Origin of the sequence: Martinezella lusitana (assembly GCF_016901135.1) — a bacterium.
Taxonomy (GTDB): Bacteria; Pseudomonadota; Alphaproteobacteria; order Rhizobiales; family Rhizobiaceae; genus Rhizobium; species Rhizobium lusitanum_D.
This window is the reverse complement of record NZ_JAFEVL010000073.1, coordinates 306500-331585: the sequence shown is the minus strand read 5'-3', so window position 1 is coordinate 331585 and position 25086 is coordinate 306500. Positions and strand designations below refer to the sequence as shown.

The window sequence follows — 25086 nt, the reverse complement described above, 5'->3', positions numbered from 1 at the left end:
CCTTATTCGGCGGCGGGAGCCTTCTCGCCAGCCATGTCCTGAAGCATGGGCGTGGCAACGCCAGCGTCCGTGCCCTTGCGACGCTCTTCCAGAATGAGCTCGTCGCGAGCCGTGGCGATGCGGCGGATCTGGGTCATGGTGCCGCCGGTACCGGCCGGGATGAGACGGCCGACAATGACGTTTTCCTTCAGACCCTGCAGGCCATCGGTCTTGCCGGCGATCGCAGCTTCCGTCAGCACCTTCGTCGTTTCCTGGAAGGAGGCGGCCGAGATGAAGGACGGCGTTTGCAGCGACGCCTTGGTGATGCCGAGCAGAACCGGATCGCCGTAAGCGGGCTTCTTGCCTACCTCGATCAGGCGGTCGTTGGCGTCCTCCAGCTCGATACGATCGACGTTGTCGCCGACGATGTACTGGCTGTCGCCCGCATCGGTGATTTCCACCTTCTGCAGCATCTGACGGACAATCACTTCGATGTGCTTGTCGTTGATGACAACGCCCTGCAAGCGGTAGACTTCCTGGATTTCGTTGACCAGGTAGGAAGCCAGAGCCTCCACGCCCTTGATCGCCAGGATGTCGTGCGGAGCCGGGTTACCGTCGAGGATGTAATCACCCTTTTCGATATAGTCGCCATCCTGAAGATGGAAGGGCTTGCCCTTCGGGATCAGGTACTCGACCGGCTCGACACCGTCTTCCGCCGGCTCGATGATGACGCGGCGCTTGTTCTTGTAATCGCGGCCGAGGCGGATCGTACCATCGATCTCTGCGATGATGGCATGGTCCTTCGGACGACGAGCCTCGAACAGTTCGGCAACGCGCGGCAGACCACCCGTGATGTCCTTGGTCTTGGCGCTTTCCAGCGGCGAACGGGCGAGAACGTCACCCTGCGACACCTTCTGGCCCGGCTCGACGGACAGGATCGCGTCGACCGAGAGCAGGAAGCGAGCGTCACCGCCGCGCGACAGCTTAGCAACATTGCCGCTGGCGTCCTTGATGATGATCGCCGGCTTCAGATCCGAGCCACGCGGCGTCGAACGCCAGTCGAAGACCTGACGCTTGGTGATGCCTGTGGACTCGTCGGTCGCTTCGAGAACCGAAAGACCGTCGATGACGTCTTCGAAGTGAACCGTACCGGCCACTTCCGTCATCATCGGGCGGGTATAGGGATCCCACTCCGCCAGACGCTGGCCGCGCTTCACCTTGTCGCCGTCGTCGACATGGAGCTTCGAGCCGTAAGCGACGCGCTGCGAGGAACGCTCGACACCACGCTCGTCCAGGATCTGGACCGTCATGTTGCGGCCCATGGCAACAAGATTGCCATCGGAGTTGCGCAGCATGTTGCGGTTCTTGATCTGAACCGTGCCCTCGTAGGAGGCTTCCAGGAACGACTGGTCGACCACGGTGGCCGTGCCGCCCAAGTGGAAGGTACGCATGGTCAGCTGCGTGCCCGGTTCACCAATCGACTGCGCGGCGATGACACCGACAGCTTCACCAAGGTTGACAGGCGTGCCGCGAGCCAGGTCGCGGCCGTAGCAGACCGAGCAGACGCCCGTCTGGATTTCGCAGGTCAGCGCCGAACGGATGCGGATCGACTGGATACCAGCCTTCTCGATCTCGATGACATCCGGCTCGAGGATCATCCTGCCGGCATCGACGATGCGCTCACCCGTGACCGGATGATCGATATCGTCGAGCGCCGTACGGCCGAGGATGCGGGCGCCGATCGAAGCGACGACCTGACCGGCATCGACGATGGCAGTCATGGTGAGGCCCTTGTCGGTACCGCAATCGACGTGGGTGACAATGCAGTCCTGAGCGACGTCGACGAGACGGCGGGTCAGGTAACCCGAGTTCGCGGTCTTCAGGGCGGTGTCAGCAAGACCCTTACGGGCACCGTGCGTCGAGTTGAAGTACTCGTTCACGGTCAGGCCTTCCTTGAAGTTCGAGATGATCGGCGTCTCGATGATTTCGCCCGACGGCTTGGCCATGAGGCCGCGCATGCCGCCCAACTGGCGCATCTGGTTCGGAGAACCGCGGGCGCCCGAGTGGCTCATCATGTAGATCGAGTTCATCGGCTTCTGACGACCGGTCGCCGGATCGAATTCGACGGCCTTAATGCGGGCCATCATTTCTTCGGCGACCTTTTCCGTGGCCTTGCCCCAGGCGTCGACAACCTTGTTGTACTTTTCGCCCTGAGTGATCAGGCCGTCATTGTACTGCTGCTCGTATTCCTTCACCAGGGCTTCGGTGTCGCCAACGATCTTAACCTTGGTATCCGGAATGACCATGTCGTCCTTGCCGAACGAAATGCCGGCGCGGCAGGCATGGGAGAAACCGAGCTGCATGATGCGGTCGCAGAAAATGACCGTGTCCTTCTGGCCGCAATGGCGGTAGACCGTGTCGATCATCTTGGAGATGTTCTTCTTGGTCATTTCCTGGTTGCAGATGTCGAAGGTCACCTTGCCATGCTTCGGCAGCAGTTCGCCGATGAGCAGGCGGCCAGGCGTCGTTTCGTAGATCTTCGAATAGGCCTTGCCCTCTTCGTCGATCGACTTGAAGCGGCCGCGGATCTTCGAATGCAGCGTCACAACCTTGTTTTCGAGAGCATGATGCAGCTCGCCGAGGTCGGAGAAGGCCATGCCTTCGCCCGGCTCGTTCTGGTTCAGGATCGACAGGTAGTACAGGCCGAGAACCATGTCCTGCGAGGGAACGATGATCGGCGCGCCGTTTGCCGGATGCAGGATGTTGTTGGTCGACATCATCAGCACGCGGGCTTCAAGCTGGGCTTCCAGCGACAGCGGCACGTGAACGGCCATCTGGTCGCCGTCGAAGTCGGCGTTGAAGGCCGTGCAGACGAGCGGGTGCAGCTGGATAGCCTTGCCTTCGACCAGCATGGGTTCGAAGGCCTGGATGCCCAGGCGGTGCAGCGTCGGCGCACGGTTCAGCAGCACCGGATGTTCGCGGATGACCTCGTCGAGGATATCCCAAACTTCCGGCTTTTCCTTTTCGACCAGCTTCTTGGCCTGCTTGACGGTCGAGGAATAACCCTTCGCATCAAGGCGGGCATAGATGAACGGCTTGAACAGCTCGAGCGCCATCTTCTTCGGCAGGCCGCACTGGTGCAGCTTCAATTCCGGACCGGTCACGATGACCGAACGGCCGGAATAGTCGACGCGCTTGCCGAGCAGGTTCTGACGGAAGCGGCCCTGCTTGCCCTTGAGCATGTCGGACAGCGACTTCAGCGGACGCTTGTTGGCGCCGGTGATGACGCGGCCGCGGCGGCCGTTGTCGAACAGCGCATCGACAGATTCCTGCAGCATGCGCTTTTCGTTGCGGATGATGATGCCCGGAGCGCGCAGTTCGATGAGGCGCTTCAGACGGTTGTTACGGTTGATGACGCGGCGATACAGATCGTTCAGATCCGAGGTCGCGAAACGGCCGCCATCCAGCGGAACCAGCGGGCGCAGGTCCGGCGGGATGACCGGAACGACCTTCATGATCATCCATTCCGGACGATTGCCCGACTCCATGAAGTTCTCGACGATCTTCAGGCGCTTCATCAGTTTCTTCTGCTTGAGATCCGACGTGGTGTCGGCAAGCTCGGCGCGCAGGTCGCCCGCGATCTTTTCGAGGTTCATGCTGGCCAGCATCTCGTAGATCGCTTCAGCGCCGATCATGGCGGTGAACTGGTCTTCGCCATATTCGTCGATGGCGAGCATGTACTCTTCTTCCGAGAGAAGCTGATGCTCCTTCAGGGCGGTGAGGCCCGGCTCGGTGACGATGTAGTTTTCGAAGTAGAGGACGCGCTCGACATCCTTCAGCGTCATGTCGAGCAGCGTGGAAATACGGCTCGGCAGCGACTTCAGGAACCAGATATGGGCAACGGGAGCGGCGAGCTCGATATGGCCCATGCGCTCACGGCGAACGCGCGACAGCGTGACTTCGACGCCGCACTTTTCGCAGATGATGCCCTTGTACTTCATGCGCTTGTACTTGCCGCACAGGCACTCGTAATCCTTGATCGGCCCGAAGATTCGTGCGCAGAAAAGACCATCGCGTTCCGGCTTGAACGTACGATAGTTGATCGTTTCCGGCTTCTTGATCTCGCCATAAGACCAGGAAAGAATCTTCTCCGGCGATGCGATCGAAATCCGGATGGAATCGAAATTCTGTGCAGGCACCTGCGGATTGAAAAGATTCATGACCTCTTGGTTCATGCCTGTCTCCTTTTGGGGCGAAGCGCCCTCGAACTGCAATCAGTGCCGGCAAATTCCCGGGAACCGGACTGACGCGTTAAAACGACAATAACCGCAAAATGCGGCGAAACCGTCCCTGCCTGGCGCTACCCGAAATGGGGCGTCGGCTGGAACGGTGCGCGCTGACAGACAGCGCGCACCCTATCGACTGTTACTCGGCTGCGTCCGGAAGCTGGTTCGCCGTCTGCAGATCGTCGATCTTGGAATTTTCCAACTCGACGCTGAGACCCAGCGAACGCATTTCCTTGACGAGAACGTTGAAGCTTTCCGGAATGCCCGCCTCGAAGGTATCGTCGCCACGAACGATGGCTTCGTAGACCTTGGTGCGGCCGGCCACGTCGTCCGACTTGACCGTGAGCATTTCCTGCAGCGTGTAGGCTGCACCGTAAGCTTCGAGCGCCCAGACTTCCATTTCGCCGAAGCGCTGACCGCCGAACTGCGCCTTACCGCCCAGCGGCTGCTGGGTGACGAGCGAGTACGGACCGATCGAACGGGCGTGGATCTTGTCGTCGACAAGGTGGTTCAGCTTCAGCATGTAGATGTAGCCAACCGTGACCTGACGGTCGAACTGCTCGCCGGTACGACCGTCGTACAGCGTCGACTGACCGGTCTGCTTGAGACCTGCCATGACCAGCATCTCGTTGACATCGGCTTCGCCGGCGCCGTCGAAGACCGGGGTCGCGATGGACACGCCACGCTTCCACTGCTCGGCCAGACGCAGTACCGATGCATCGTCATACTCGTGAACGTCGTCGCTCTTCGGACCGTCGCCGACGACCATGTCGATCGTCTTGCGTAGAGGTTCGATGTTGCCGCTCGCCTTGTAGGCTTCGATCAGCTCGCCGATCTGACGACCCATGCCGGCGCAAGCCCAGCCGAGGTGCGTCTCGAGGATCTGACCGACGTTCATGCGCGAGGGAACGCCGAGCGGGTTCAGCACGATGTCGACATGCGTGCCGTCTTCGAGGAACGGCATGTCTTCGACAGGCACGATACGCGATACGACACCCTTGTTGCCGTGACGGCCGGCCATCTTGTCGCCCGGCTGGATCTTGCGCTTCACAGCGACGAAGACCTTGACCATCTTCATGACGCCCGGAGGCATTTCATCGCCGCGCTGGACCTTCTCGACCTTGTCCATGAAGCGCTGTTCGAGGCGCGACTTGGATTCGTCGTACTGGCCACGCAGGGCTTCGAGTTCGCCCTGGACCTTCTCGTCCTCGACGGCGAACATCCACCACTGCGAGCGCGGATACTCCGAAACGACAGCGTTCGACAGTTCCGTGCCCTTCTTGAAGCCCTTCGGACCGGCAAGCGCAACCTGGCCACGCAGCATTTCGACCAGGCGGCCGTAGACGTTGCGGTCAAGAATCGCCTGCTCGTCGTCACGGTCCTTCGCGAGACGCTCGATCTCTTCGCGCTCGATCGCCATGGCGCGTTCGTCCTTCTCAACGCCGTGGCGGTTGAAGACGCGAACTTCGACGACCGTACCGTAGGTGCCGGGCGGCATGCGCATGGAGGTGTCGCGAACGTCGGACGCCTTTTCACCGAAGATGGCGCGCAGAAGCTTTTCTTCCGGCGTCATCGGGCTTTCGCCCTTCGGCGTGATCTTGCCGACGAGGATATCGCCCGGCTGAACTTCGGCGCCGATGTAAACGATACCGGCTTCGTCCAGGTTCTTCAGCGCTTCTTCCGAAACGTTCGGAATGTCGCGGGTGATTTCTTCCGGACCGAGCTTGGTGTCGCGCGCCATCACTTCGAATTCCTCGATGTGGATGGAGGTAAACACGTCGTCGGCAACGATACGCTCGGAGAGCAGGATCGAGTCTTCGTAGTTGTAGCCGTTCCACGGCATGAACGCGACGAGCACGTTACGGCCGAGCGCCAGATCGCCGAGGTCGGTCGAGGGACCGTCCGCCAGGATGTCGCCCTTGTTGACCACGTCACCGACGGTGACCAGCGGGCGCTGGTTGACGCAGGTGTTCTGGTTCGAACGCTGGAACTTCATCAGGCGATAGATATCAACGCCGGACTTCGACGGATCGAGGTCTTCCGTAGCGCGGATAACGATACGCGTCGCGTCGACCTGGTCGACCACGCCGCCGCGGCGGGCGCCGATGGCCGCACCCGAGTCACGCGCGACGACCGGCTCCATGCCGGTGCCGACGAACGGAGCTTCGGCGCGCAAGAGCGGCACGGCCTGACGCTGCATGTTCGAGCCCATGAGAGCACGGTTGGCGTCGTCGTTTTCCAGGAACGGGATCAGCGCGGCTGCGACCGAAACCAGCTGCTTCGGCGAGACGTCCATCAGGTTGATGTTGTCGCGCGGGGCGAGCATGACTTCGCCGGCATGACGGCAAACCACGAACTCTTCCGTGAAGGCACCGGTCGCATCCAGCTCGGCATTCGCCTGGGCAACATAGTACTTCGCCTCTTCCATGGCGGAGAGGTAGAGCACGTCGTTGGTCACCTTACCGTCGATGATACGGCGATAAGGGCTTTCGATGAAGCCGTACTTGTTGACGCGGGCGAAGGTCGCTAGCGAGTTGATAAGACCGATGTTCGGACCTTCCGGCGTTTCGATCGGGCAAATACGACCGTAGTGCGTCGGATGAACGTCGCGGACTTCGAAGCCGGCGCGCTCGCGGGTCAGACCGCCCGGGCCAAGAGCCGAAAGACGGCGCTTGTGGGTGATTTCCGAAAGCGGGTTCACCTGGTCCATGAACTGCGACAGCTGCGAGGAACCGAAGAATTCGCGAACGGCGGCAGCAGCCGGCTTCGCGTTGATCAGATCCTGCGGCATGACCGTGTCGATTTCGATCGAGGACATACGTTCCTTGATCGCGCGCTCCATGCGCAGTAGGCCGAGACGGTACTGGTTCTCCATCAGCTCGCCGACCGAACGGACGCGGCGGTTGCCGAGGTTGTCGATGTCGTCGATTTCGCCCTTGCCGTCGCGCAGTTCGACCAGCATCTTGACCACGGCCAGGATGTCATCCTTGCGCAGGACGCGAACGGTGTCGGCAACTTCGAGGTCGAGGCGCATGTTCATCTTGACGCGGCCGACGGCGGAGAGGTCGTAACGCTCCGAATCGAAGAACAGCGAGTTAAACATGGCTTCGGCCGACTCCATGGTCGGCGGTTCACCCGGGCGCATGACGCGATAGATGTCGAACAGAGCGTCCTGACGGTTCTCGTTCTTGTCGGCAGACAGCGTGTTGCGGATGTAGGCGCCGACATTGATATGGTCGATGCCCAGAACCGGGATTTCCTCGAAACCAGCCTTCAGGATGACCGGCAGGGTCTTCTCGTCGATTTCGTCGCCGGCTTCGAGATAGATCTCACCGGTCCGAAGGTTGACGATATCTTCCGCCAGGAACAGGCCGTAAAGCTCTTCGTCCGTCGCCTTCAGGGCCTTGAGGCCCTTGTCCTGCAGCTGACGCAGCAGACGCGGGGTCAGCTTCTTGCCGCCTTCGACCACGACTTCGCCGGTGTCGGCGTCGATCATGTCGGTAACGGTCTTGGCACCCTTCAGCGTTTCCGCGTTGAAGGGAATGCGCCAGCCATCGCCGGAGCGTTCGTAGAGCGACTTCGTGTAGAAGGTCGACAGGATTTCTTCGCCATCCATGCCGAGCGCCATCAGCAGCGACGTCACCGGAATCTTGCGGCGGCGGTCGATACGGGCGTAGACGATGTCCTTGGCGTCGAATTCGATGTCGAGCCAGGAACCGCGATACGGGATGACGCGGGCGGCAAAGAGCAGCTTGCCGGAAGAATGGCTCTTGCCCTTGTCGTGATCGAAGAAGACGCCCGGCGAACGGTGCATCTGCGAAACGATCACGCGCTCGGTACCGTTGACGATGAAGGTACCGTTGTTCGTCATGAGCGGCATGTCGCCCATGTAGACGCTCTGTTCCTTGATGTCCTTGATGGACTTCGCGCCCGTATCCTCATCGATATCGAACACGATCAGACGGAGAGTGACCTTCAGCGGCGCGGCATAGGTCAGGTCGCGCTGGCGGCACTCGTCGACGTCGAACTTCGGCGGTTCGAATTCATAGGATACGAACTCCAGCATCGAAGCGCCGGAGAAATCGGTGATCGGGAAAACCGACCTGAAAACGGCCTGAAGACCTTCATCCGGGCGGCCGCCCTTCGGCTCTTCGACCATCAGAAACTGATCGTAGGACGCCTTCTGAACCTCGATGAGGTTCGGCATCTCTGCGACTTCGGGAATCTTACCAAAAAACTTGCGTACGCGCCTGCGCCCATTGAACGAAAGGGTCTGAGCCATCGTCGCTCCTTTAAAATCCTGCACCCGGGCCTGCAACGGATGGGAACCGCTGGCCAGGCGATCCCATCAATCAATGAGTAGTTCAATCTCGTCTAACTAATCGAAAACCGCTCGGCACGGATTGCGTCGCGGTTCGATTTGAGACCATCCTCTTGAAGAACCCATTACCCAAAAGCCGGTTTGCCTGCGGCTTTTGGGTAATTCGTTCAGAAAAACGGCAAATGGGAGACGGCAAAAAGCCACCTCCCAAAGCAGTTTCAAGCTTACTTAACGTCGACCTTTGCGCCGGCGTCTTCGAGCTTCTTCTTGATGTCAGCGGCTTCAGCCTTGGAAACAGCTTCCTTGACAGCCTTCGGAGCAGCTTCGACGAGGTCCTTAGCTTCCTTGAGGCCGAGGCCGGTGATAGCGCGGACTTCCTTGATGACGTTGATCTTGTTTGCGCCGACATCCGTGAGGATGGCGTCGAACTCGGTCTTTTCTTCTTCAACGACAGCAGCAGCAGCAGCACCGCCAGCGGCAGCAACAGCTACCGGAGCAGCGGCGGAAACGCCCCACTTTTCTTCGAGAAGCTTGGACAGTTCTGCGGCTTCGAGAACGGTCAGCGAGGAGAGGTCGTCTACGATCTTTGCGAGATCAGCCATTTTTGTAGTTCCTTTTGTTCGGTTCGAACTGGTTGATTATGAACAGCGAAAAACCGCCTTACGCGGCTTCGTCCTTCTTGGCGTAGGCCGAGAACACGCGAGCAAGCTGACTTGCCGGCGCTGCAACAACACCTGCGATGCGGGTAGCCGGAGTCTGGATCATGCCCAGCAGCTTCGCGCGCAGCTCGTCCAGCGAAGGCAGGGTCGCGAGCGACTTCACACCTTCGGGGTTGAGTGTTGTTGTTCCCATGGCGCCGCCCAAGACAACGATCTTGTCGTTGCCCTTGGCGAAATCCACGACGACCTTCGGAGCGGTAATCGGATCAGTGCTGTATGCGATCAGCGTCTGACCGGTGAAGAGATCGGAAATCCCTTCCGCGTCCGTGCCCTGAAGAGCAATTTTGGCCAGGCGGTTCTTCGCGACTTTGATAGTGCCGCCAGCAGCGCGCATCTTCGAACGAAAATCGTTCATCTGAGCGACTGTAGCACCAGCATAGTGGGCCACGACAACTGAGCCCGAAGCCTTGAAGACTTCGTTCAGTTCCGTGACGAATTCGCGTTTTTCCGCTCTTTCCACTGCTTTTCTCCAGTTGACAGGACCGGGTTAACGGACCTGCCGGGTTGCCTTTTGCCTCCTGGGATCAAGTAGATCCCAAGCGACGCTTGAGGATCCTGTCCCCTCGCGCTCGAGCCTGACGGCTCCAAGGCACAAGGCATCCAAGGCTCGAACCGAGTTCATCGAAGCAGAAACTTCTTCAAAATTCGGGTCTTACCCGTCTCATGCAGGCTTAAGTGATTAAGGGATAACCACCTGCAATCTCGGACAGGAATTCCGGATTTCTCCGGAAATCCCAGCCTCGAAAGGCTGGGAATTCTTAGAAAGCCGGGCAATATGCCCGGCTAAAACATCAGGCGTTCGTCGCCGTAACCGTTGCGAGTTCGATCTTGACACCAGGACCCATGGTCGAGGAGATCGCTACGCGCTTCAGGTAGTTGCCCTTGGCGCCAGCCGGCTTTGCCTTGATGACGGCGTCGGCGAAGGCGCGGATGTTTTCTTCCAGAGCCTTGGCGTCGAACGAAGCCTTGCCGATACCGGCATGGATAATACCAGCCTTCTCGACGCGGAACTCGACAGCGCCACCCTTGGAAGCTTCGACGGCAGATTTGACGTCCATCGTGACGGTTCCGACCTTCGGGTTCGGCATCATGCCGCGCGGGCCGAGAACCTTACCGAGACGACCGACGAGCGGCATCATATCCGGGGTCGCGATGCAACGATCGAAGTCGATCTTGCCGCCCTGAACGATTTCGACCAGGTCTTCCGCGCCGACGATGTCAGCGCCTGCAGCCTTGGCTTCATCAGCCTTGACGCCGCGAGCGAAGACGGCAACACGAACCGTACGGCCTGTGCCGTTCGGCAGGTTGACGACGCCGCGAACCATCTGGTCGGCGTGACGCGGGTCAACGCCGAGGTTCATCGCGATTTCGACGGTTTCGTCGAACTTGGCGACGGCACGTTCCTTGACCATGTTGATGGCCAGATCCAGAGCATAAAGCTTGGTCGGATCAACGCCTTCACGAGTCTTTTGAATACGCTTTGCTACCATGGTCTCAACCCACCACTTCCAGGCCCATGGCGCGGGCGGAGCCCTCGATCATGGCCATTGCGCCTTCGATATCGGCGGCATTCAGATCCTTCATCTTGGCTTCGGCGATAGACTTCACCTGAGCCTTGGTCAGAGTGCCAGCCTTGGCGCCCTTACCTGGGGTCTTCGAGCCGGACTGGATCTTTGCTTCCTTCTTCAGGAAGTAGCTGACAGGCGGCTGCTTCATGATGAAGGTGAAGGACTTGTCCTGGTAGTAGGTGATGACGACCGGGATCGGCATACCCTTTTCCAATTCCTGCGTGGCGGCATTGAACGCCTTGCAGAATTCCATGATGTTAACGCCACGCTGACCAAGCGCAGGTCCGATCGGCGGCGACGGATTCGCCGAGCCGGCCTTAACCTGCAGCTTGAGCTGGCCTGCAACTTTCTTAGCCATTTCTCTCTGCCTTTCTGAATGACCGGTCGCCCGGCCCACGATGCCGGATCACTCCGGCGGCTGCGGTTGCGTGGTGCGGATTAAAGACCTGGCTAAGGCCCCACCCTTCCACGCGGATTGCGGCTGCGCCGCGAGATATAAGTAAGCATTTACTTATATCCAAACTCATTGGAAAGATCAGCAATCAAACTGACCTTTCCGGACGGAAACGATCAGACCTTCTCGACCTGACTGTATTCCAGCTCGACCGGCGTAGCGCGGCCGAAGATCGAGACTTCCACCTTCAGGCGCGAACGCTCTTCGTCCACATCCTGAACCGTGCCATTGAACGAGGCGAACGGACCATCGGAAACGCGGACCTGCTCGCCGATCTCGAAGGACACCGAAGCCTTCGGCCGCTCGACACCTTCCTGAACCTGACCGAGAATACGCTCAGCTTCATAATCCGGAATCGGAACGGGTTTATTGTCGGAGCCTAGGAAGCCAGTGACCTTCGGCGTATTCTTGATCAGGTGGTAAGCTTCATCCGTCAGGTTGGCGCGAACCAGCACATAACCCGGGAAAAACTTACGCTCGCTATCGACCTTGCGACCGCGACGCACTTCAACGACCTTTTCAGTTGGTACCAGAATCCGCTCGAACAAATGCCCGAGACCCTTCTGCCTAGCCTTCTCCTCAATGGATTCAGCCACTTTCTTTTCAAAATTAGAATAAGCGTGGACGATGTACCAACGTGCCGCCATGTTCATCTCCACCCGATATCAGTTGCCGGTATTCAGCACATAGCTGAGTATCCAGCCAATGAGCTGGTCGGCAGCAAAGAAAAACAACGAGGCGAAAACAACCATGACAAGCACCATCACCGTCGAGATCATCGTCTCACGGCGTGATGGCCAAGTGATTTTCGACGTCTCGGAGCGAACTTGCTGCAGAAACGCTAGTGGATTCGTTTTGGATGCCATTGACTGCCCACGCAATTACGGCGCGTAAAGCTGAACATATCAGCCCCACGCACCGCGTGTCTGTTGAACCCTACATAAACACCGATTCCCAATTTAACAAGAGGCAATCCAGTGTTTTCGAAAATTTGCCGTCAAAGCGGCATGCTCCCTCAACTTGAAAAGCAGCGTAATAACCGCGCCAATCAAATCAAAGGAAAGTGGCAGGGGCAGCAGGGCTCGAACCTACGACCTGCGGTTTTGGAGACCGCCGCTCTACCAACTGAGCTATACCCCTTCATTCTTCGAGTATTTGCATCAAGCGGTGGACCGCCTGAGCAGTTCGAAGACATGGCGCTCCCTTTAAGACGGGACGAAACGATTGGCAAGAGCGTTTTTCGCTTTTTCCCAATCGAGCCCGCAGCTTCGCGGCATGCAGCCCCGCGCGGTCAATAACGCAGCCGCGCAGAACCATTGCGGAAGGCGCCGAAGAGGCGCCTCCCACTGCGCCGCTACTCCGAAGGCGAACCCTTCGGCTTCCGCTTCAGAAATTTCGGCCTGAGGCGGCGCAGGAAATTATCCGTCGAACGAATCACATTGGTCAGCGAAATCAGCTTGTCCACTTCGGCATCCGCGTTGCCCAGTCGCTCGGACAGCACTTCCGCCGCGGCCAGCGAAATCTCGGCCGATGGTATTTCGGAAAAACGTTCGGCGAGCCTGATATAGGGATTAAGGGAAACGCCGCCGTGAATAGTGATCTTCCCGAGACGCGCGAAGAGGCGCAGGAAGGTCTGCTCGAACGTCCAGTCATGGGCGGAGACCACCCTCCACTTCTGGCTGCGTCTCGCCGAAAAGCCGGCAAGAACGATGGCTCCGGGCAGCTTCAGATCGCTGAGCCAGAGCGCCATAGCAAAGCCGCTCGTCGGCGTCTTGCCTTCCGTATAGAAATCGGAGCAGAAACCGACCAGATCGAGATGGCCGGTGGGCGCACCCTGAAAATCCGCTGCCGGATTGAGCTTCTCCTCCGGGCCAAGGCGGATGTTCATGATACCAAGGAAATATTCCGTCGGAAAGAATTTGACGACCTCGCCCACCTCGCCCCGATAGACGATATTGGCCCCGCGCGGCTGACCGCGCGAGATCAGCAGCGAGTGCCCGGGGAAAGGACGGTCTAGAACCTTGTAGACCTTGTTGAAGAAGACGAAGAGCGCTGTCGGCGGAAACTGTGTCTGCAAGCTACCCATGTCGACTGCGTCGCTGTTGGCGACCAGCACGATATGAGAATAAGCCGCCAGCAAGGCGCGCCACTCGTCGGCGCTGTTCAGGCCAGCCGCGGAGCCCGCAGCCGGGAGGCCGGCATCCGCGGCCCCTGTCGTCTTCTGCCCCAACCCGTTCACTTCTGCTGGACGTGCAGCATGCGGTCGCGCATGGCGAACCACTCGTCGGCGTAATCGTCGTTGCGATACTCGTCAAAATACGGGCCGCCGTCGGTGAAATGCACAAGCTTGGCGTCTTCCCGGCGGTCGTATTCATTGACGAGATAGTTCCAGGTCACCGGCACCTCGCCGATCTGGTCGTCGCTCTCCAGCCACTTGAACTGATGGAGCTCAAGGCCGGTGGCGGTGTTGACGAAGTCCTTCGTCAATGCCTTGCACTTGGCATTGTTGAACAGGATCATGCTCGACCAGTTCTTCTTCTCGTACTTGGTCTGCGTCTGGCCGAGGAACTTGGTTTCGACCTTCGGCTGGTAATCGTGCTTGACGCACATGGCCGCATAGCGGTCGTCGCGCAGCGCCCAGAGCTCGGCGATATCGGTGCGGGCCAGCATGTCGCAATCCATGAAGATGCTCCAGCCCTCATAGTCGCTGAGGTAGGGCACGAGGAAGCGCGAGAAGGAAAACTCGGTCGACTGCAACGCATTGCGCTCACGCGTGAAAATGCCGCTCAGATTGTTGAGCACGATCGGCGAGAACACCACCGGGATCGAGGACCGCTCGATGATGCTCTGGGCGAGGACGTGATAGGCCACGACCTCCTTGGAATCGAACCCAACAAAAATACGTGCAACACTATCCTTCATGACACCTCCGAAACGGCTGACCCCTTGAGAGCCAGCCGGCAAACCATTTTTCGTAGCGACGCAAACCGCCCCGGTTCCATCCTCAAAGCACCAGGGCCAGGGGGATGTTCGTCTGAAACAGGGGCGCGATTACACCGTACCACGCGCTGCAATCTCAAGGAGATACCCAGCATACGCAACCCTACTTAAATAAACGGGGCTATTTGTCGAGTGTTTGCGGAAGCATTTTTGGTTATGCTGCGTAACAAATGGAGAGGCGCCGTACCTGGGTCGACGCCGCTGCCGGATAGCATGAGCACATCCGGCGCCAAGATCATGGCCTCATTCGTGGCAGAAGATGCCGTACCGCCGTTCCGGGCTCGCCAGCCTCATCATAACAGCGCCAGGTGGGTCAGCCGGTTATTTCTTGTTCTGGGATCGAAGGCCGGGCGCACCGCCTTCGTATGGTTTCGGGGCGAATTTGAATTGCCTCATGTCTATCGAGGCGAGAGCGCCCGAGCTACCGGGGAGCGAGAAGGCTGCGGGGTTCCGCTTCGGCTTCACTTTTACTTTCGACTTCTTCTTTTTTCCCATGCGGCTACTCCTGGAGCTGCTGCATATCACGCGCCTCTGCCTCGCGATCGTCATGGAGGGCGGCCTCTAGGCGCTCCTCGTCATTCATCGGTCTGCTGATAACCGGAACGATCCGCTTTTCCCAGATGTAGATCTGGTTGCCCTTCAGGGACTGAATGCCTTGATCTGCAACCATCAAGGCTATCCCGTACTCCGGGGTGCCGGGATCGAACTGGTCGAGGAAGTGGTGAATGCGGTCGTAGAATGGATCGTTAAGTCGATCAGTGTCTGTCATCACATACTCCAAGGTTAACCCATGCCAGTCTTGAAAAACGTCCGGCATGAACTTACGGCTTAACAATCCCTAGTATCTTGTCAGCAGGTAGTGATCGCGAGGTGAATCCGAGGTTTCGGAGCTCGGCTTTGTAGGCCGAAAGCATCCTTCTGTACGTTGGTAGACTGCTTTGAGTGTGAGAATTCAAAGAGCGCTCTTTGAATTCCTCGAATCGGCCCATGTCCTTAACAAGGAACGATGCTACCGAGTAATGGGGGTCGTGATTACCATCAAAACCGGAGAAGCTTAGCGAGTGGGGATAGGCATCTTTTTCCAATTGCTCCCGCTCCGCAACCGGGAGTTCGCCGACGCTACGCTCAATGTAAGACCACATGCTCATTATCTCTGCAGTCTCGTCCGCGATCCCGGGCTCGGTATCTTCAGCTGGTATACCTGAGAATTCCCAGGTTAGCGCCCATGTGTTGCCGCTGTAGATGGCCCGACGAATGAAATCCAGATCCAGCTCGTCCTTGCCGTCTTTCGCGGCCGCAAGAGCCATCAAAATGAGTTTTTCGCCCTGTGATAGTCTCATGCGCTTTCCTCCACGTTGCGCAAGTTGTACGGTAATCTAAAATAGAAGAAAAGTAGATGGCGATTGGGAAAAAGACTGGAGGCCGCGCCAAAGGCACCCCTAATCGGGCCACAGCGCGCCGTGCGCGCGAAATCTCCAAGTCCGGGACAACTTCCCTCTTGAGTACATGCTCAAGGTTATGAGGAACCCCAAGGCCGACGCCGCGCGACGTGACGATATGGCAAAGGCAGCTGCCCCATATGTCCATCCGAAGCTTGCCGCCCATCAGCACACCGGGCGGAACAACGGCCCAATCGAATACGCCAACATGACAGAGGAAGAGATTGATGCTCGCATCGCCGCAATTGTCGTTGGCGCTAGCGAGGATGAGCCTTCAGTAGAAGCGTGAATACCTGGCCCTACTGGGCACCCGAAACAGAAAACGGGCGGAGCGCGAGCGGCTAGAGCAGGCCGACCGCGAAAGGCAGCGTGTCGCCTTTGATGCCAAACGTATCAAGGCGCGGTGCAAGTCACTATCCGGCTTCGTTCGGGAAGCATGGCACGTCATCGAACCTTCGATACCGTACGTGCACGCACGGCTGGCATATCGACGCTATCTGCGAGCATCTCGAGACGGTGACCAAGGGCGACATCAACCGCCTGCTGATCAACGTGCCACCCCGGGACAATGAAATCTCACCTGTGCAGCGTGCCCTGGCCCGCATGGAAGTGCGGGCACGCCTCAGACTTTCACATATTTCCGCCAGTCGTGCTCTTCCTTGAAACCGAGGACTTCGCGGATCTTGCGGTTGGAAAGCAAGCCCTCATATTCGCCGATCTCACGCGTGAAAGGCACGTTCGGATAGTGGTTGGCGGCGAGTTCGCGCGAGGGCGTGTTGGCCGAAACCGTGTCGTTGGCGGCGTTGAACACCTGGAAGCCCAGGCCGCTCTTCTCGATGCAGAGGTGAACGATCTGGCCGAGGTCGCGGGCGTCGATATAGCTCCAGGCGATGCGCTTGCGGATCCCGCTGTCGGCGAAATATTCCGGGAAGCGCTCATATTCATGGGGCTCGATGACATTGCCGATGCGCAGCGCATAGATGTCGATGCCGAAGCGCTCGGCGAAGGCGCGCGCGGTCTTTTCGTTCAGAACCTTGGACAGGCCATAGGAATCCATCGGGTTGACGTCATAGTCCTCCTCCAGCGGGAACTGGTGGAAATCACGATGGCCTTCAGCGAAGCAGACGCCATAGGTCGTTTCGCTTGACGCAACGATGATCTTCTTCACGCCGAGCTTCGCCGCCGCCTCGATGACATTGTAGGTGCTCATCGTGTTGATGCGGAACGTCTCGTTGTCGGGCTTCAACAGGATGCGCGGGACGGCTGCGAAATGCACGACGGCATCGAAGGGCTGCACGCCCCTGCCCTGATCGAGATCAGGGAAATCCCGATGCATGGTCAGGATGTTATAGACTTGTCCCGCATCGGTGACATCGGCCTGCAGATTGGTGACGCCAGGGCTGTTCAACGGCACGAGATCGATGTTGTGGACATCGTAGCCGGCCTCGACCAGCCAGGGCACGGTGTGGCGTCCGGCCTTGCCGCTGCCGCCGGTAAACAGAATGCGTTTCCTCATGGAAATCTCCTCCGAATAAAATCGAGCGATAGATAGACCCTTTCGGCCGTTTCGCAAGGTGACGTGCGGCGGTGAATAAGCGCAACTCGTCACCAGATGGTGACAATCCGCATTAACTATGCAGACGCTGCAAAACCCGCACGGCACTCTGCTCGATCGAAAGGCGGCTGGTATCGAGAATCTCGCAGCCTTGCGTCAAGGCTTCACCGCGCAGATAGGTTGCCCAGCTCATCATATCCGCATTGGCGAGCTCGGGTTGGCCGCGCTCCATCGTCAGCCGACGCGTTCTCGCCGCATCGTCGCAATCGACCAATAGCAGTTTGTATTCATTGATCTTTGCCGCGGTTATGGCTTCGACGACGAAGGACATTCGCATCTGCCCCTCGAGCAGCACCGCCTCGCCCTTCCGGACATGCGGGGCAAGACGCGCCAGCCACTCCATGGTCTTGGCACGCTGCCAGGCCTCCGGCGAGCCACGATCCCGGATCATGACGTCAAGCGCGGGGACGCCGATGCTGTCAAAATGATGGACGGCCACCTCAGACGCATGATCCCTCGCTATCGCCTGCGCGATCGTCGTCTTGCCCGAGCCCGACGCGCCCGTCAGAATGATCAATCCCATGGCACTTCCCCAATGAAAAAGGCCCCGCTGTTTCCAGCGGGGCCTTCTTATAAAGGAATAATCCGAGGATTACTCGACGATGGAGGCGACGATGCCTGCGCCGACGGTACGGCCGCCTTCGCGGATAGCGAAGCGCAGCTTTTCTTCCATCGCGATCGGCACGATCAGCTCAACAGCAACCGTGACGTTGTCGCCCGGCATGACCATTTCCGTGCCTTCCGGAAGCGTCACGATGCCGGTCACATCCGTCGTGCGGAAGTAGAACTGCGGACGGTAGTTCGTGAAGAACGGCGTATGACGGCCGCCCTCTTCCTTCGTCAGGATGTAGGCTTCGGCCATGAACTTCTTGTGCGGCTTGACAGAACCCGGCTTGCACAGGATCTGGCCACGCTCGACGCCGTCACGGTTCACACCGCGGATCAGCGCGCCGATGTTGTCGCCGGCCTGGCCCTGATCGAGCAGCTTGCGGAACATTTCAACGCCGGTCACCGTCGTCTTCGACGTCGGACGAATGCCGACGATCTCGACTTCTTCACCAACCTTGACGATCCCGCGCTCGACGCGGCCCGTCACAACCGTACCACGGCCAGAGATCGAGAACACGTCTTCGATCGGCATCAGGAACGGCTGGTCGATCGGACGCTCAGGCGTCGGGATGTAGGCGTCAACAGCTGCCATCAGCTCGCGGATCGCGTCTTCGCCGATCTTCTTGTCGCTGTCTTCAAGAGCAGCAAGTGCCGAACCCTTGACGACCGGAATGTCGTCGCCCGGGAAGTCGTAGGACGACAGCAATTCGCGAACTTCGAGCTCGACCAGCTCCAGAAGCTCGGCGTCGTCAACCTGGTCGACCTTGTTCAGGAACACAACGATCGCCGGAACGCCAACCTGGCGAGCAAGCAGGATGTGCTCGCGCGTCTGCGGCATCGGGCCGTCGGCGGCCGAGCAAACCAGGATCGCGCCGTCCATCTGTGCGGCACCGGTGATCATGTTCTTCACATAGTCGGCGTGGCCAGGGCAGTCGACGTGCGCATAGTGACGGGCCGGCGTCTCGTATTCGACGTGCGCCGTCGAGATCGTGATGCCACGTGCCTTTTCTTCCGGAGCAGCGTCGATCTGGTCATACGCCTTGTACTCGCCGAAGTACTTCGTGATCGCTGCCGTCAGAGACGTCTTGCCGTGGTCAACGTGCCCAATCGTACCAATGTTAACGTGCGGCTTATTGCGCTCAAACTTACTCTTTGCCATTTGAATGCTTCCTATGAACGTAATGAGTGACCCCGGCGAACCGGTTTAGTGCCGCCGTTTAAGGCTTTCGTCGCGTTTGCGCAAGACTTAATTGCAGGGCCTATTCCGGGCGAAGCCTGGTCGATGGCGCGGGATCCGCAGCCCTCGATATTCATTCGCCGCCCAAGGTTCGCCGGCCGATCCGGAAAGACATAAAAGCGTTTGCCGGTTCAGTGGCTTAGATAGGGACGCCCCGGAATGAATTCCAGTGCCGGATGCAGGAATGGAAGCATCCATCGGGGTAATGGTAGTCATCAATGCAAAGCGCCCTCTCCCAGTGGGAAAGGGCGCAGAGCAATTAGGCAACGACAAATCGTCGTCTACAACGATCGATGTCCGGTGCCGTCAAGACCGAAGCCCGGCGCTTGTCAGTCGAGAAGCTCGGCCGGCACCTTGCCGCCGTTGTCCGCGAGCTTCTTCAGAAGCGCCTTGTGGAGAAATATGTTCATCTTGGCGGAATCGCCGGCATCACCGGTATAACCCAGTTCCTGCGCCAGCTCCTTGCGTTCCGAAAGGCTCGCATCCATGCCGAGCGCCTTCATCAGATCGACGATCGAATGTTTCCAGTCGAGCTTCTGGCCGCTCTTCTTGACGGCCGCATCGAGGATCGTGGCGATATCGACCGGAGCAGCCGGCGCGCTGGTCGCGGGCGATGTTGCTGCCGTGGTCGATGAAGGGGCCGGCGTCGGCGCAGGGGCCGGGTTGGCGGTAGCCGCTGTGGTCTGCGTCGGTGCCGGAGCAGCCTTTGCCTCTCCCCAGATTGCACCCTTGATCTTGTCGAAAATACCCATTTGCGCTCTCCCGTTTCGGTTGCCTGAGCAATATCTAACGCTCGTGCTGATATAAGCAACCCTTCATGACAACTATGCAAAGACGGGTGTCAGGAGCATTGGTACGGTACGCGGATGTGCCACTGCCGCTAAAGAGCTGCGGCCAGCGAAGGTGCGCTAAATCGTCCAGCGGCGAACGCTGTGGCGAATAATCTAACAAATTGAAAAGACTGGAGCGGGTAGCGGGAATCGAACCCGCGTATTCAGCTTGGAAGGCTGCTGCTCTACCATTGAGCTATACCCGCGCGGGTGGTCAAGATCCGGTCCGGAATGGTGGAGGGAGTTGGATTTGAACCAACGTAGGCTGAGCCAACGGATTTACAGTCCGTCCCCTTTAACCACTCGGGCATCCCTCCAGTATTCCGACTGGATCTTGCGACCAAGTTTGCTCGACCTTGGCGTCGCCGCCGTGATCTGCGCCGCGTATATGACCGGACGACTTCCGTCTGTCAACATAAGGAATTGCCAAAAATGACGAAAAAATTTCAGCCTGTGAGAAAAGCACGGCGCTGAAAGAGGGCTATGCGCCCGGGAAGGCGCTGGTTATAAAGCCGCATGAGCAAAGACAAAACATCCGGCCCCTCCGGCCCCGACAACACCGCCGACGACAAGTCGGCCAAGGACACGCATTACGCCACCTTGCGTCGTGCACATCGCGATGCCAAGCGCGAGCGCGGCGAAATCCCGACGCCACAGCCGCAGAAGCGAAAGCGGCCGGGCGCGGATGATTGGAAGCCTCCGGCGCTCGCGCCCGATCAGGTCCTTCTTTACGGCCTGCATACGGTTCGCGCCGCTCTCGGCAATCCCGAGCGCAAGAACATCAAGCTGTCGACGACGCAGAATGCGCTGGTGCGGCTCGAGATCGGCCCGGCCGACGCGCTTGGCATTCCCGTCGAGATCGTCTCGCCGCAGGATATCGACAAGGTGCTGGGCCCTGAAGCAATCCACCAGGGCGCGATGCTGGAAACGCGTCCCCTGCCCGTGCGCCGCCTCGAGGCGCTGAAGGACAGCCCGCTGCTGCTGGTTCTCGACCAGGTGACCGACCCGCACAATGTCGGAGCGATCATGCGCTCGGCCGTGGCCTTCGATGCGGGCGCTGTCATCACCACGCAGCGCCACAGCCCGACCGAATCGGGCGTGCTGGCAAAATCGGCCTCGGGCGCGCTCGAACTCATACCTTATATACAGATCACCAATCTCGCCGATGCGCTCAGCGAGCTGCATCGCCTCGGATTCACCACCATCGGGCTTGATTCGGAAGGACCCGCGCCGCTCGAGGGCACCTTCAGCGGCGACAAGATCGCCCTGGTGCTCGGCTCCGAAGGCAAGGGGCTGCGCCAGAAAACACGGGAAACGGTGAACGCGCTGGCGCGGCTCGACATGCCGGGCGCGATCAAATCGCTCAATGTCTCGAACGCAGCTGCGATCGCGCTCTATGCGGCGCGGTCCTATCTGAAAATCTAACGGCACCGCGGCTGGCGCGGCAAGTTGGGGGAATTTGCTTTGATCCGCATTCTTGGCCTTACGGCGCTCTCCGCCGCCCTTGTTCTCGCAATCGGTCAACCGGCACGCGCAGCTGACGAGGAACTCGTCAAGGCTCAAGCCGGTGCATGGCTGGTTGCGCCCGAAAACGGCGCCAAAGGCTGCCGCCTGACCTTCGAGACGAGCGCAATCTCCGGCGGCTATGCCATAAGCGGGGCGGAAGCCTGTGCGGCGGCCCTGCCCGCTCTCTCCAAGGCAAGCGCCTGGAATTTCGCCGACGATGGTTCACTCACCATCGTCGATGCCGCAGCGAAGACGCTCATCAAGTTTCAGCAGGAAGAAGGCTCCCCGTGGGAGAGCGACGCGGGCGATCCCACTTGGCTGTTGCCGGCGCTCGACGACGTCGATCACGTACCGACCGTCGCAAGCCTTGCTGGAGCGTGGCGCATCCAGCGGCCGGACGGCAAACCCGTCTGCGACATCACGCTGACCACCGACAAGGATCCGGACGGCACTGCCAAGATGTCACCGAGCGGAGACTGCGCAAGCGAAGTCGGCGATCTCAAGCTTTCGCTCTGGGCAACCGAAGGCTTCGGCCTGGTGATGCTCGGCAATGACGGCTCCTCGCTTTCCTTCGATATGAAGCCGGACGGCAGTTTCCAGAAGTCCGACGAAGAGGAAGGCGAGCCGCTTTTGCTGGTGCGCAAATAGGGCGGCTGAGGGCCTGAAAACGCGCCATGGGTTGACCTACCGGAAATGTGACTATGTGTTATGGAACCAGCTCAAAGGCTGGAAACGATTGTCACATAACGCAAGGTTGGTGCGGCGCGCATGGTACTACCGAATATCCGCAAGTTCATTTTCCACGATCTACGCAGCGTGGAGGGATATATCGATCCGCCCGATGCCCTTGTTTATCTTTCACTCCTGGAATGGCAAAACCAGAACAATCTTGATGGCGGCATCGCGGAAATAGGCATCTATTTCGGCCGCTCCTATTTTCTGCTGAAGAAGATCGCCGGGCCTGACGCCAGCGTGCTCGGTATCGACCTCTTCGATATCGGGGAGATGTCTGAGGGCATCTCCGAGCAGTATCGCCTTTTCCTCGAAAACGGAGACCGGCTCGGCCTGCCCGTGGACGAGGCGCTGCTCGTTGTCGGCGACAGCACGGACGTGTCCCCAGGCGAAATCGTGGACAAAGTCGGCGCGGTGCGCTTCTTCAGTGTCGACGGTGGGCACAGCCTGTCCAATTTGGTCAGCGATAGCGGCCTGGCGAAGGACACCCTCGCCGATCACGGCGTCATTATCTTCGACGACACCTTCAATCCCGCCTGGCCGGAAGTGACAGTCGGGGTCGCCGATTTCCTCCGCGAGAATGACGAGATCTTCTCCGCCTTCTGCATGACCAAATACAAGACCTATGTCTGCCGGCGGGAATTTCACGATTTCTATCGGGCGGCGATAGAACAGGCGCCGCACCTCGGAGCCTTCGAATTGACGGAAACGCATTTTCTGGGCTCGGACGCCGTGCGCGTGCACAATCCTTTCAGCCGGCGTCTTCTCTACGAGCTCATGACCCGTTCCGGCATGGGCGCCATTTCCGAACGCGCCTACCGCTGCCACTAGAGCGGCAATGTTCTCGGCGTCACGTGCCAAGCCGATTGCCGCCAAAGCGATCTCTCGGTGACGGGGCATCCCTCCTGCAGCTTCGACCACGAGGTGACATTGAGGTTCATCTCGCATTGCGCGAGATAGCTCTTGCCGCCCACGGTCATGCAGGCGACCTCGCCGACCGCATGCTGCTTACCATCCGTATTCTTGCAGTAGCAATTCTCGCCGGCTAACGCCGACACGCTTGCCATTACCGTCACCACGACAAGTGGCAACCCCAAGACGACATACTTCGATGTCTTGCGCATGAACCTATCCTCACCCGCCATTGACGAGAGGAGTGTATGCCCATTTCAGACATTGTAAATGAGTACGCGTTTTCAGGGCATTGCCTACTGAAGCTCCGGCTGGAAAACCAGAGGCGCGCCACGACGGAGCCGACTGAAACACTAGGGCAGGCTCAGTGTACAGCGGGATCCGCTTCGTCAAAGAATGACCTGATGCCATCGCGTGCAATCGTTGCCAGGAATTCGTCGAAAGCTTCACGGTCGGTCGCGAAAGGTTCTTCCCATTCGATCAGATCCTCTTCCGGCGTGATGACCTCCATCCGCCAGTCGGCATTGCTGCCGGCCGGACGAAAGATATCGACCAAAACGGTCACATCGTCATCGGTGAACTCACCCGACAGCTCGGAGTGTTCGAGTTTAGGCTTCTTGGGCTTGATGGTCATGTTTTTCCAAGGAACGATATTATGTTGATGATCGTTGCGAACGTCCCGAAGGCGTCAACGTTCACATATTATGCAGCTGGAGCCGGTTTTCCATACCAGTGATGACACTGCCACCAAATTCCTAAAAAACTGGTGCCCCCTCCAGGGCTCGAACGCGGGACCCTCTGATTACAAATCAGTGCGAAGACTAATGTTTTCAAATAATTAAAGATTCCTTCGCAGTCGAAATGCATGATCCTGGAGACTTTACGCTCGATTGGATTTTTTAAGCAGCAAGAACAACAAGCATCGAACTTGGCGGACCCGAATAGCCTTTGATGTCCGTCCGAACGTCAATTGCTCGTCCCTCCGGAGCTGTCATTGTGTTCACAAGGTCCGAATTGGATCCGATATATTGGCGGAGGATAATACGCTTGCAGTGCGGCTAACTTGTCGGAAGGATAGTGCGCCTGTAAGCATACGCCATCAGCAACTCTTACTATGCTGAAATCCACCTCTGTCGGAGCCTGTGTCGGGACGTTCTGAGGCGGCGGTAGAGTTGGAAGGACCGATGGAAGGTCAACCGGCTTATTAGCGGGAACATCCCGACGGGGAAGAGCAAAACCCGGCGTCAGCCCTCTACTTACATCGTTGAAAAAGCCGGCGACCTCGACTTGGGGCTGCGCTCGTTGATTGTTGTTGGCTCCATAGGCAGTTGAAAAAAATAGCTGTTCAATTGTACTTGTTTGACCGGGCGCGACAATGGCGGGTTTCGCATCCCTTGCATCCATCAGTGCGTTTCCGCTTGCATAGGAGGCAACCAGAGCCGGCGCTGCTATGCCAATCTGGACCAACGCAAATGGTTTGATGATATCAGAGTTTAAAAGCGCCATGAGGCCGCCTAAAACAAACAGCGCAATCGTCCGTATTCCCCAGCCGATACAAAGCCCTGTTGTCCACAAATGGTTATCATAAACCTTTTGGATTGCGTCGATGTCAGCGCTCACGAGCAATGCCAGAACCGGCAGAAGGCCACCAGCACCGCCTATTGCAAACCGCACGTAACGCGGTAACGGCATCGCGGAATTAGTCGTGCCTGGGCCGCTTCCAAACTGCTCACCGTTTGCCATTGTCCCTTCCCCCGAAGAAAGCGCGAAATATAGCATATACTGAATTAGTTTTACCGAAAATATCTCAATTTGCAGCGCTAGGTTTCAGTTGCTGAGCGGCGAGCGCTCAGTGCTTGGATATTACAATACAGCGCCA

The 25086-nt window shown here is 58.6% G+C and carries 22 protein-coding genes and 3 tRNA genes; 3 read left to right on the top strand and 22 right to left on the bottom strand.

Going from position 1 to position 25086, the window contains the following annotated elements; all coding sequences use genetic code 11:
* Positions 1–2 precede the first annotated feature (2 nt).
* The 19 genes from rpoC to JTP94_RS31155 all read right to left on the bottom strand — a co-directional run bounded on the left by rpoC (position 3) and on the right by JTP94_RS31155 (position 20374).
* The gene (rpoC, locus tag JTP94_RS31245) at positions 3–4214 is read right to left on the bottom strand and encodes a DNA-directed RNA polymerase subunit beta' (protein WP_204854259.1); all 4212 of its coding nucleotides are present in this window, start codon (positions 4212–4214) and stop codon (positions 3–5) included.
* 190 nt (positions 4215–4404) lie between these two features.
* The gene (gene rpoB, locus JTP94_RS31240) at positions 4405–8547 is read right to left on the bottom strand and encodes a DNA-directed RNA polymerase subunit beta (protein WP_204854258.1); all 4143 of its coding nucleotides are present in this window, start codon (positions 8545–8547) and stop codon (positions 4405–4407) included.
* 263 nt (positions 8548–8810) lie between these two features.
* Positions 8811–9188, bottom strand: a complete 378-nt coding sequence (gene rplL, locus JTP94_RS31235; protein ID WP_034513454.1) for a 50S ribosomal protein L7/L12 — start codon at positions 9186–9188, stop codon at positions 8811–8813.
* 58 nt (positions 9189–9246) lie between these two features.
* Complete coding sequence (rplJ, locus tag JTP94_RS31230) at positions 9247–9765, bottom strand: 50S ribosomal protein L10 (RefSeq protein WP_034513455.1); 519 nt, start codon at positions 9763–9765, stop codon at positions 9247–9249.
* A gap of 331 nt (positions 9766–10096) precedes the next feature.
* Positions 10097–10795 (bottom strand): 50S ribosomal protein L1, encoded by a 699-nt coding sequence (rplA, locus tag JTP94_RS31225; protein ID WP_204854257.1) that lies wholly within the window; start codon positions 10793–10795, stop codon positions 10097–10099.
* A 4-nt stretch (positions 10796–10799) separates the two neighbouring features.
* A complete protein-coding gene (gene rplK, locus JTP94_RS31220; protein ID WP_204854256.1) occupies positions 10800–11231 on the bottom strand; it encodes a 50S ribosomal protein L11 in 432 nt (143 codons plus the stop codon).
* Between the two features lie 212 nt (positions 11232–11443).
* Positions 11444–11974, bottom strand: coding sequence for a transcription termination/antitermination protein NusG (nusG, locus tag JTP94_RS31215; RefSeq protein WP_034513460.1), 531 nt, complete (start codon positions 11972–11974; stop codon positions 11444–11446).
* An 18-nt stretch (positions 11975–11992) separates the two neighbouring features.
* Positions 11993–12193, bottom strand: coding sequence for a preprotein translocase subunit SecE (gene secE / locus JTP94_RS31210; RefSeq protein WP_034513461.1), 201 nt, complete (start codon positions 12191–12193; stop codon positions 11993–11995).
* Positions 12194–12391: 198 nt separating this feature from the next.
* Positions 12392–12467: transfer RNA gene (locus JTP94_RS31205), tRNA-Trp, on the bottom strand.
* 214 nt (positions 12468–12681) lie between these two features.
* On the bottom strand, positions 12682–13557 hold the full coding sequence (locus JTP94_RS31200; protein ID WP_204854255.1) for a 3-deoxy-manno-octulosonate cytidylyltransferase: 876 nt from the start codon (positions 13555–13557) through the stop codon (positions 12682–12684).
* Between the two features lie 5 nt (positions 13558–13562).
* A complete protein-coding gene (locus tag JTP94_RS31195) occupies positions 13563–14249 on the bottom strand; it encodes a glycosyltransferase (protein WP_204854254.1) in 687 nt (228 codons plus the stop codon).
* Positions 14250–14826: 577 nt separating this feature from the next.
* On the bottom strand, positions 14827–15096 hold the full coding sequence (locus JTP94_RS31190) for a hypothetical protein (protein WP_204854253.1): 270 nt from the start codon (positions 15094–15096) through the stop codon (positions 14827–14829).
* A 52-nt stretch (positions 15097–15148) separates the two neighbouring features.
* The gene (locus tag JTP94_RS31185; protein ID WP_204854252.1) at positions 15149–15667 is read right to left on the bottom strand and encodes a YfbU family protein; all 519 of its coding nucleotides are present in this window, start codon (positions 15665–15667) and stop codon (positions 15149–15151) included.
* A 721-nt stretch (positions 15668–16388) separates the two neighbouring features.
* The gene (locus JTP94_RS31180) at positions 16389–17282 is read right to left on the bottom strand and encodes an NAD(P)-dependent oxidoreductase (protein WP_204854251.1); all 894 of its coding nucleotides are present in this window, start codon (positions 17280–17282) and stop codon (positions 16389–16391) included.
* A gap of 112 nt (positions 17283–17394) precedes the next feature.
* Positions 17395–17904, bottom strand: a complete 510-nt coding sequence (locus JTP94_RS31175; RefSeq protein ID WP_204854250.1) for an AAA family ATPase — start codon at positions 17902–17904, stop codon at positions 17395–17397.
* Positions 17905–17973: 69 nt separating this feature from the next.
* On the bottom strand, positions 17974–19149 hold the full coding sequence (gene tuf, locus JTP94_RS31170) for an elongation factor Tu (protein WP_034507401.1): 1176 nt from the start codon (positions 19147–19149) through the stop codon (positions 17974–17976).
* Between the two features lie 407 nt (positions 19150–19556).
* Positions 19557–19979: a DUF3597 domain-containing protein gene (locus JTP94_RS31165; protein ID WP_204854249.1), complete on the bottom strand. Its 423-nt coding sequence runs from the start codon at positions 19977–19979 to the stop codon at positions 19557–19559.
* A 210-nt stretch (positions 19980–20189) separates the two neighbouring features.
* Positions 20190–20263, bottom strand: a tRNA-Gly gene (locus JTP94_RS31160).
* 26 nt (positions 20264–20289) lie between these two features.
* A tRNA-Tyr gene (locus tag JTP94_RS31155) sits at positions 20290–20374 on the bottom strand.
* Between the two features lie 199 nt (positions 20375–20573).
* On the opposite strand from JTP94_RS31155, the gene rlmB reads away from it, so the two are divergent.
* The 3 genes from rlmB (at position 20574) to JTP94_RS31140 (ending at position 23126) form a co-directional block, all read left to right on the top strand.
* Positions 20574–21482, top strand: coding sequence for a 23S rRNA (guanosine(2251)-2'-O)-methyltransferase RlmB (gene rlmB / locus JTP94_RS31150; RefSeq protein ID WP_204854248.1), 909 nt, complete (start codon positions 20574–20576; stop codon positions 21480–21482).
* Positions 21483–21521: 39 nt separating this feature from the next.
* A complete protein-coding gene (locus JTP94_RS31145; protein WP_204854247.1) occupies positions 21522–22211 on the top strand; it encodes a protease inhibitor Inh/omp19 family protein in 690 nt (229 codons plus the stop codon).
* A gap of 120 nt (positions 22212–22331) precedes the next feature.
* A complete protein-coding gene (locus tag JTP94_RS31140) occupies positions 22332–23126 on the top strand; it encodes a class I SAM-dependent methyltransferase (RefSeq protein WP_204854246.1) in 795 nt (264 codons plus the stop codon).
* Here the strand turns inward: JTP94_RS31140 and JTP94_RS31135 are convergent.
* The 3 genes from JTP94_RS31135 to JTP94_RS31125 all read right to left on the bottom strand — a co-directional run bounded on the left by JTP94_RS31135 (position 23123) and on the right by JTP94_RS31125 (position 24950).
* Positions 23123–23419, bottom strand: a complete 297-nt coding sequence (locus JTP94_RS31135; RefSeq protein ID WP_204854245.1) for a hypothetical protein — start codon at positions 23417–23419, stop codon at positions 23123–23125. The two genes, JTP94_RS31140 and JTP94_RS31135, sit on opposite strands and share 4 nt — an antisense overlap.
* A 152-nt stretch (positions 23420–23571) precedes the next feature.
* Positions 23572–23841 carry a hypothetical protein gene (locus JTP94_RS31130; RefSeq protein ID WP_204854244.1) on the bottom strand — a complete coding sequence of 90 codons (270 nt, stop codon included), beginning with the start codon at positions 23839–23841 and terminating at the stop codon, positions 23572–23574.
* Between the two features lie 332 nt (positions 23842–24173).
* Positions 24174–24950, bottom strand: coding sequence for a hypothetical protein (locus tag JTP94_RS31125; RefSeq protein WP_204854243.1), 777 nt, complete (start codon positions 24948–24950; stop codon positions 24174–24176).
* Positions 24951–25086 lie beyond the last annotated feature (136 nt).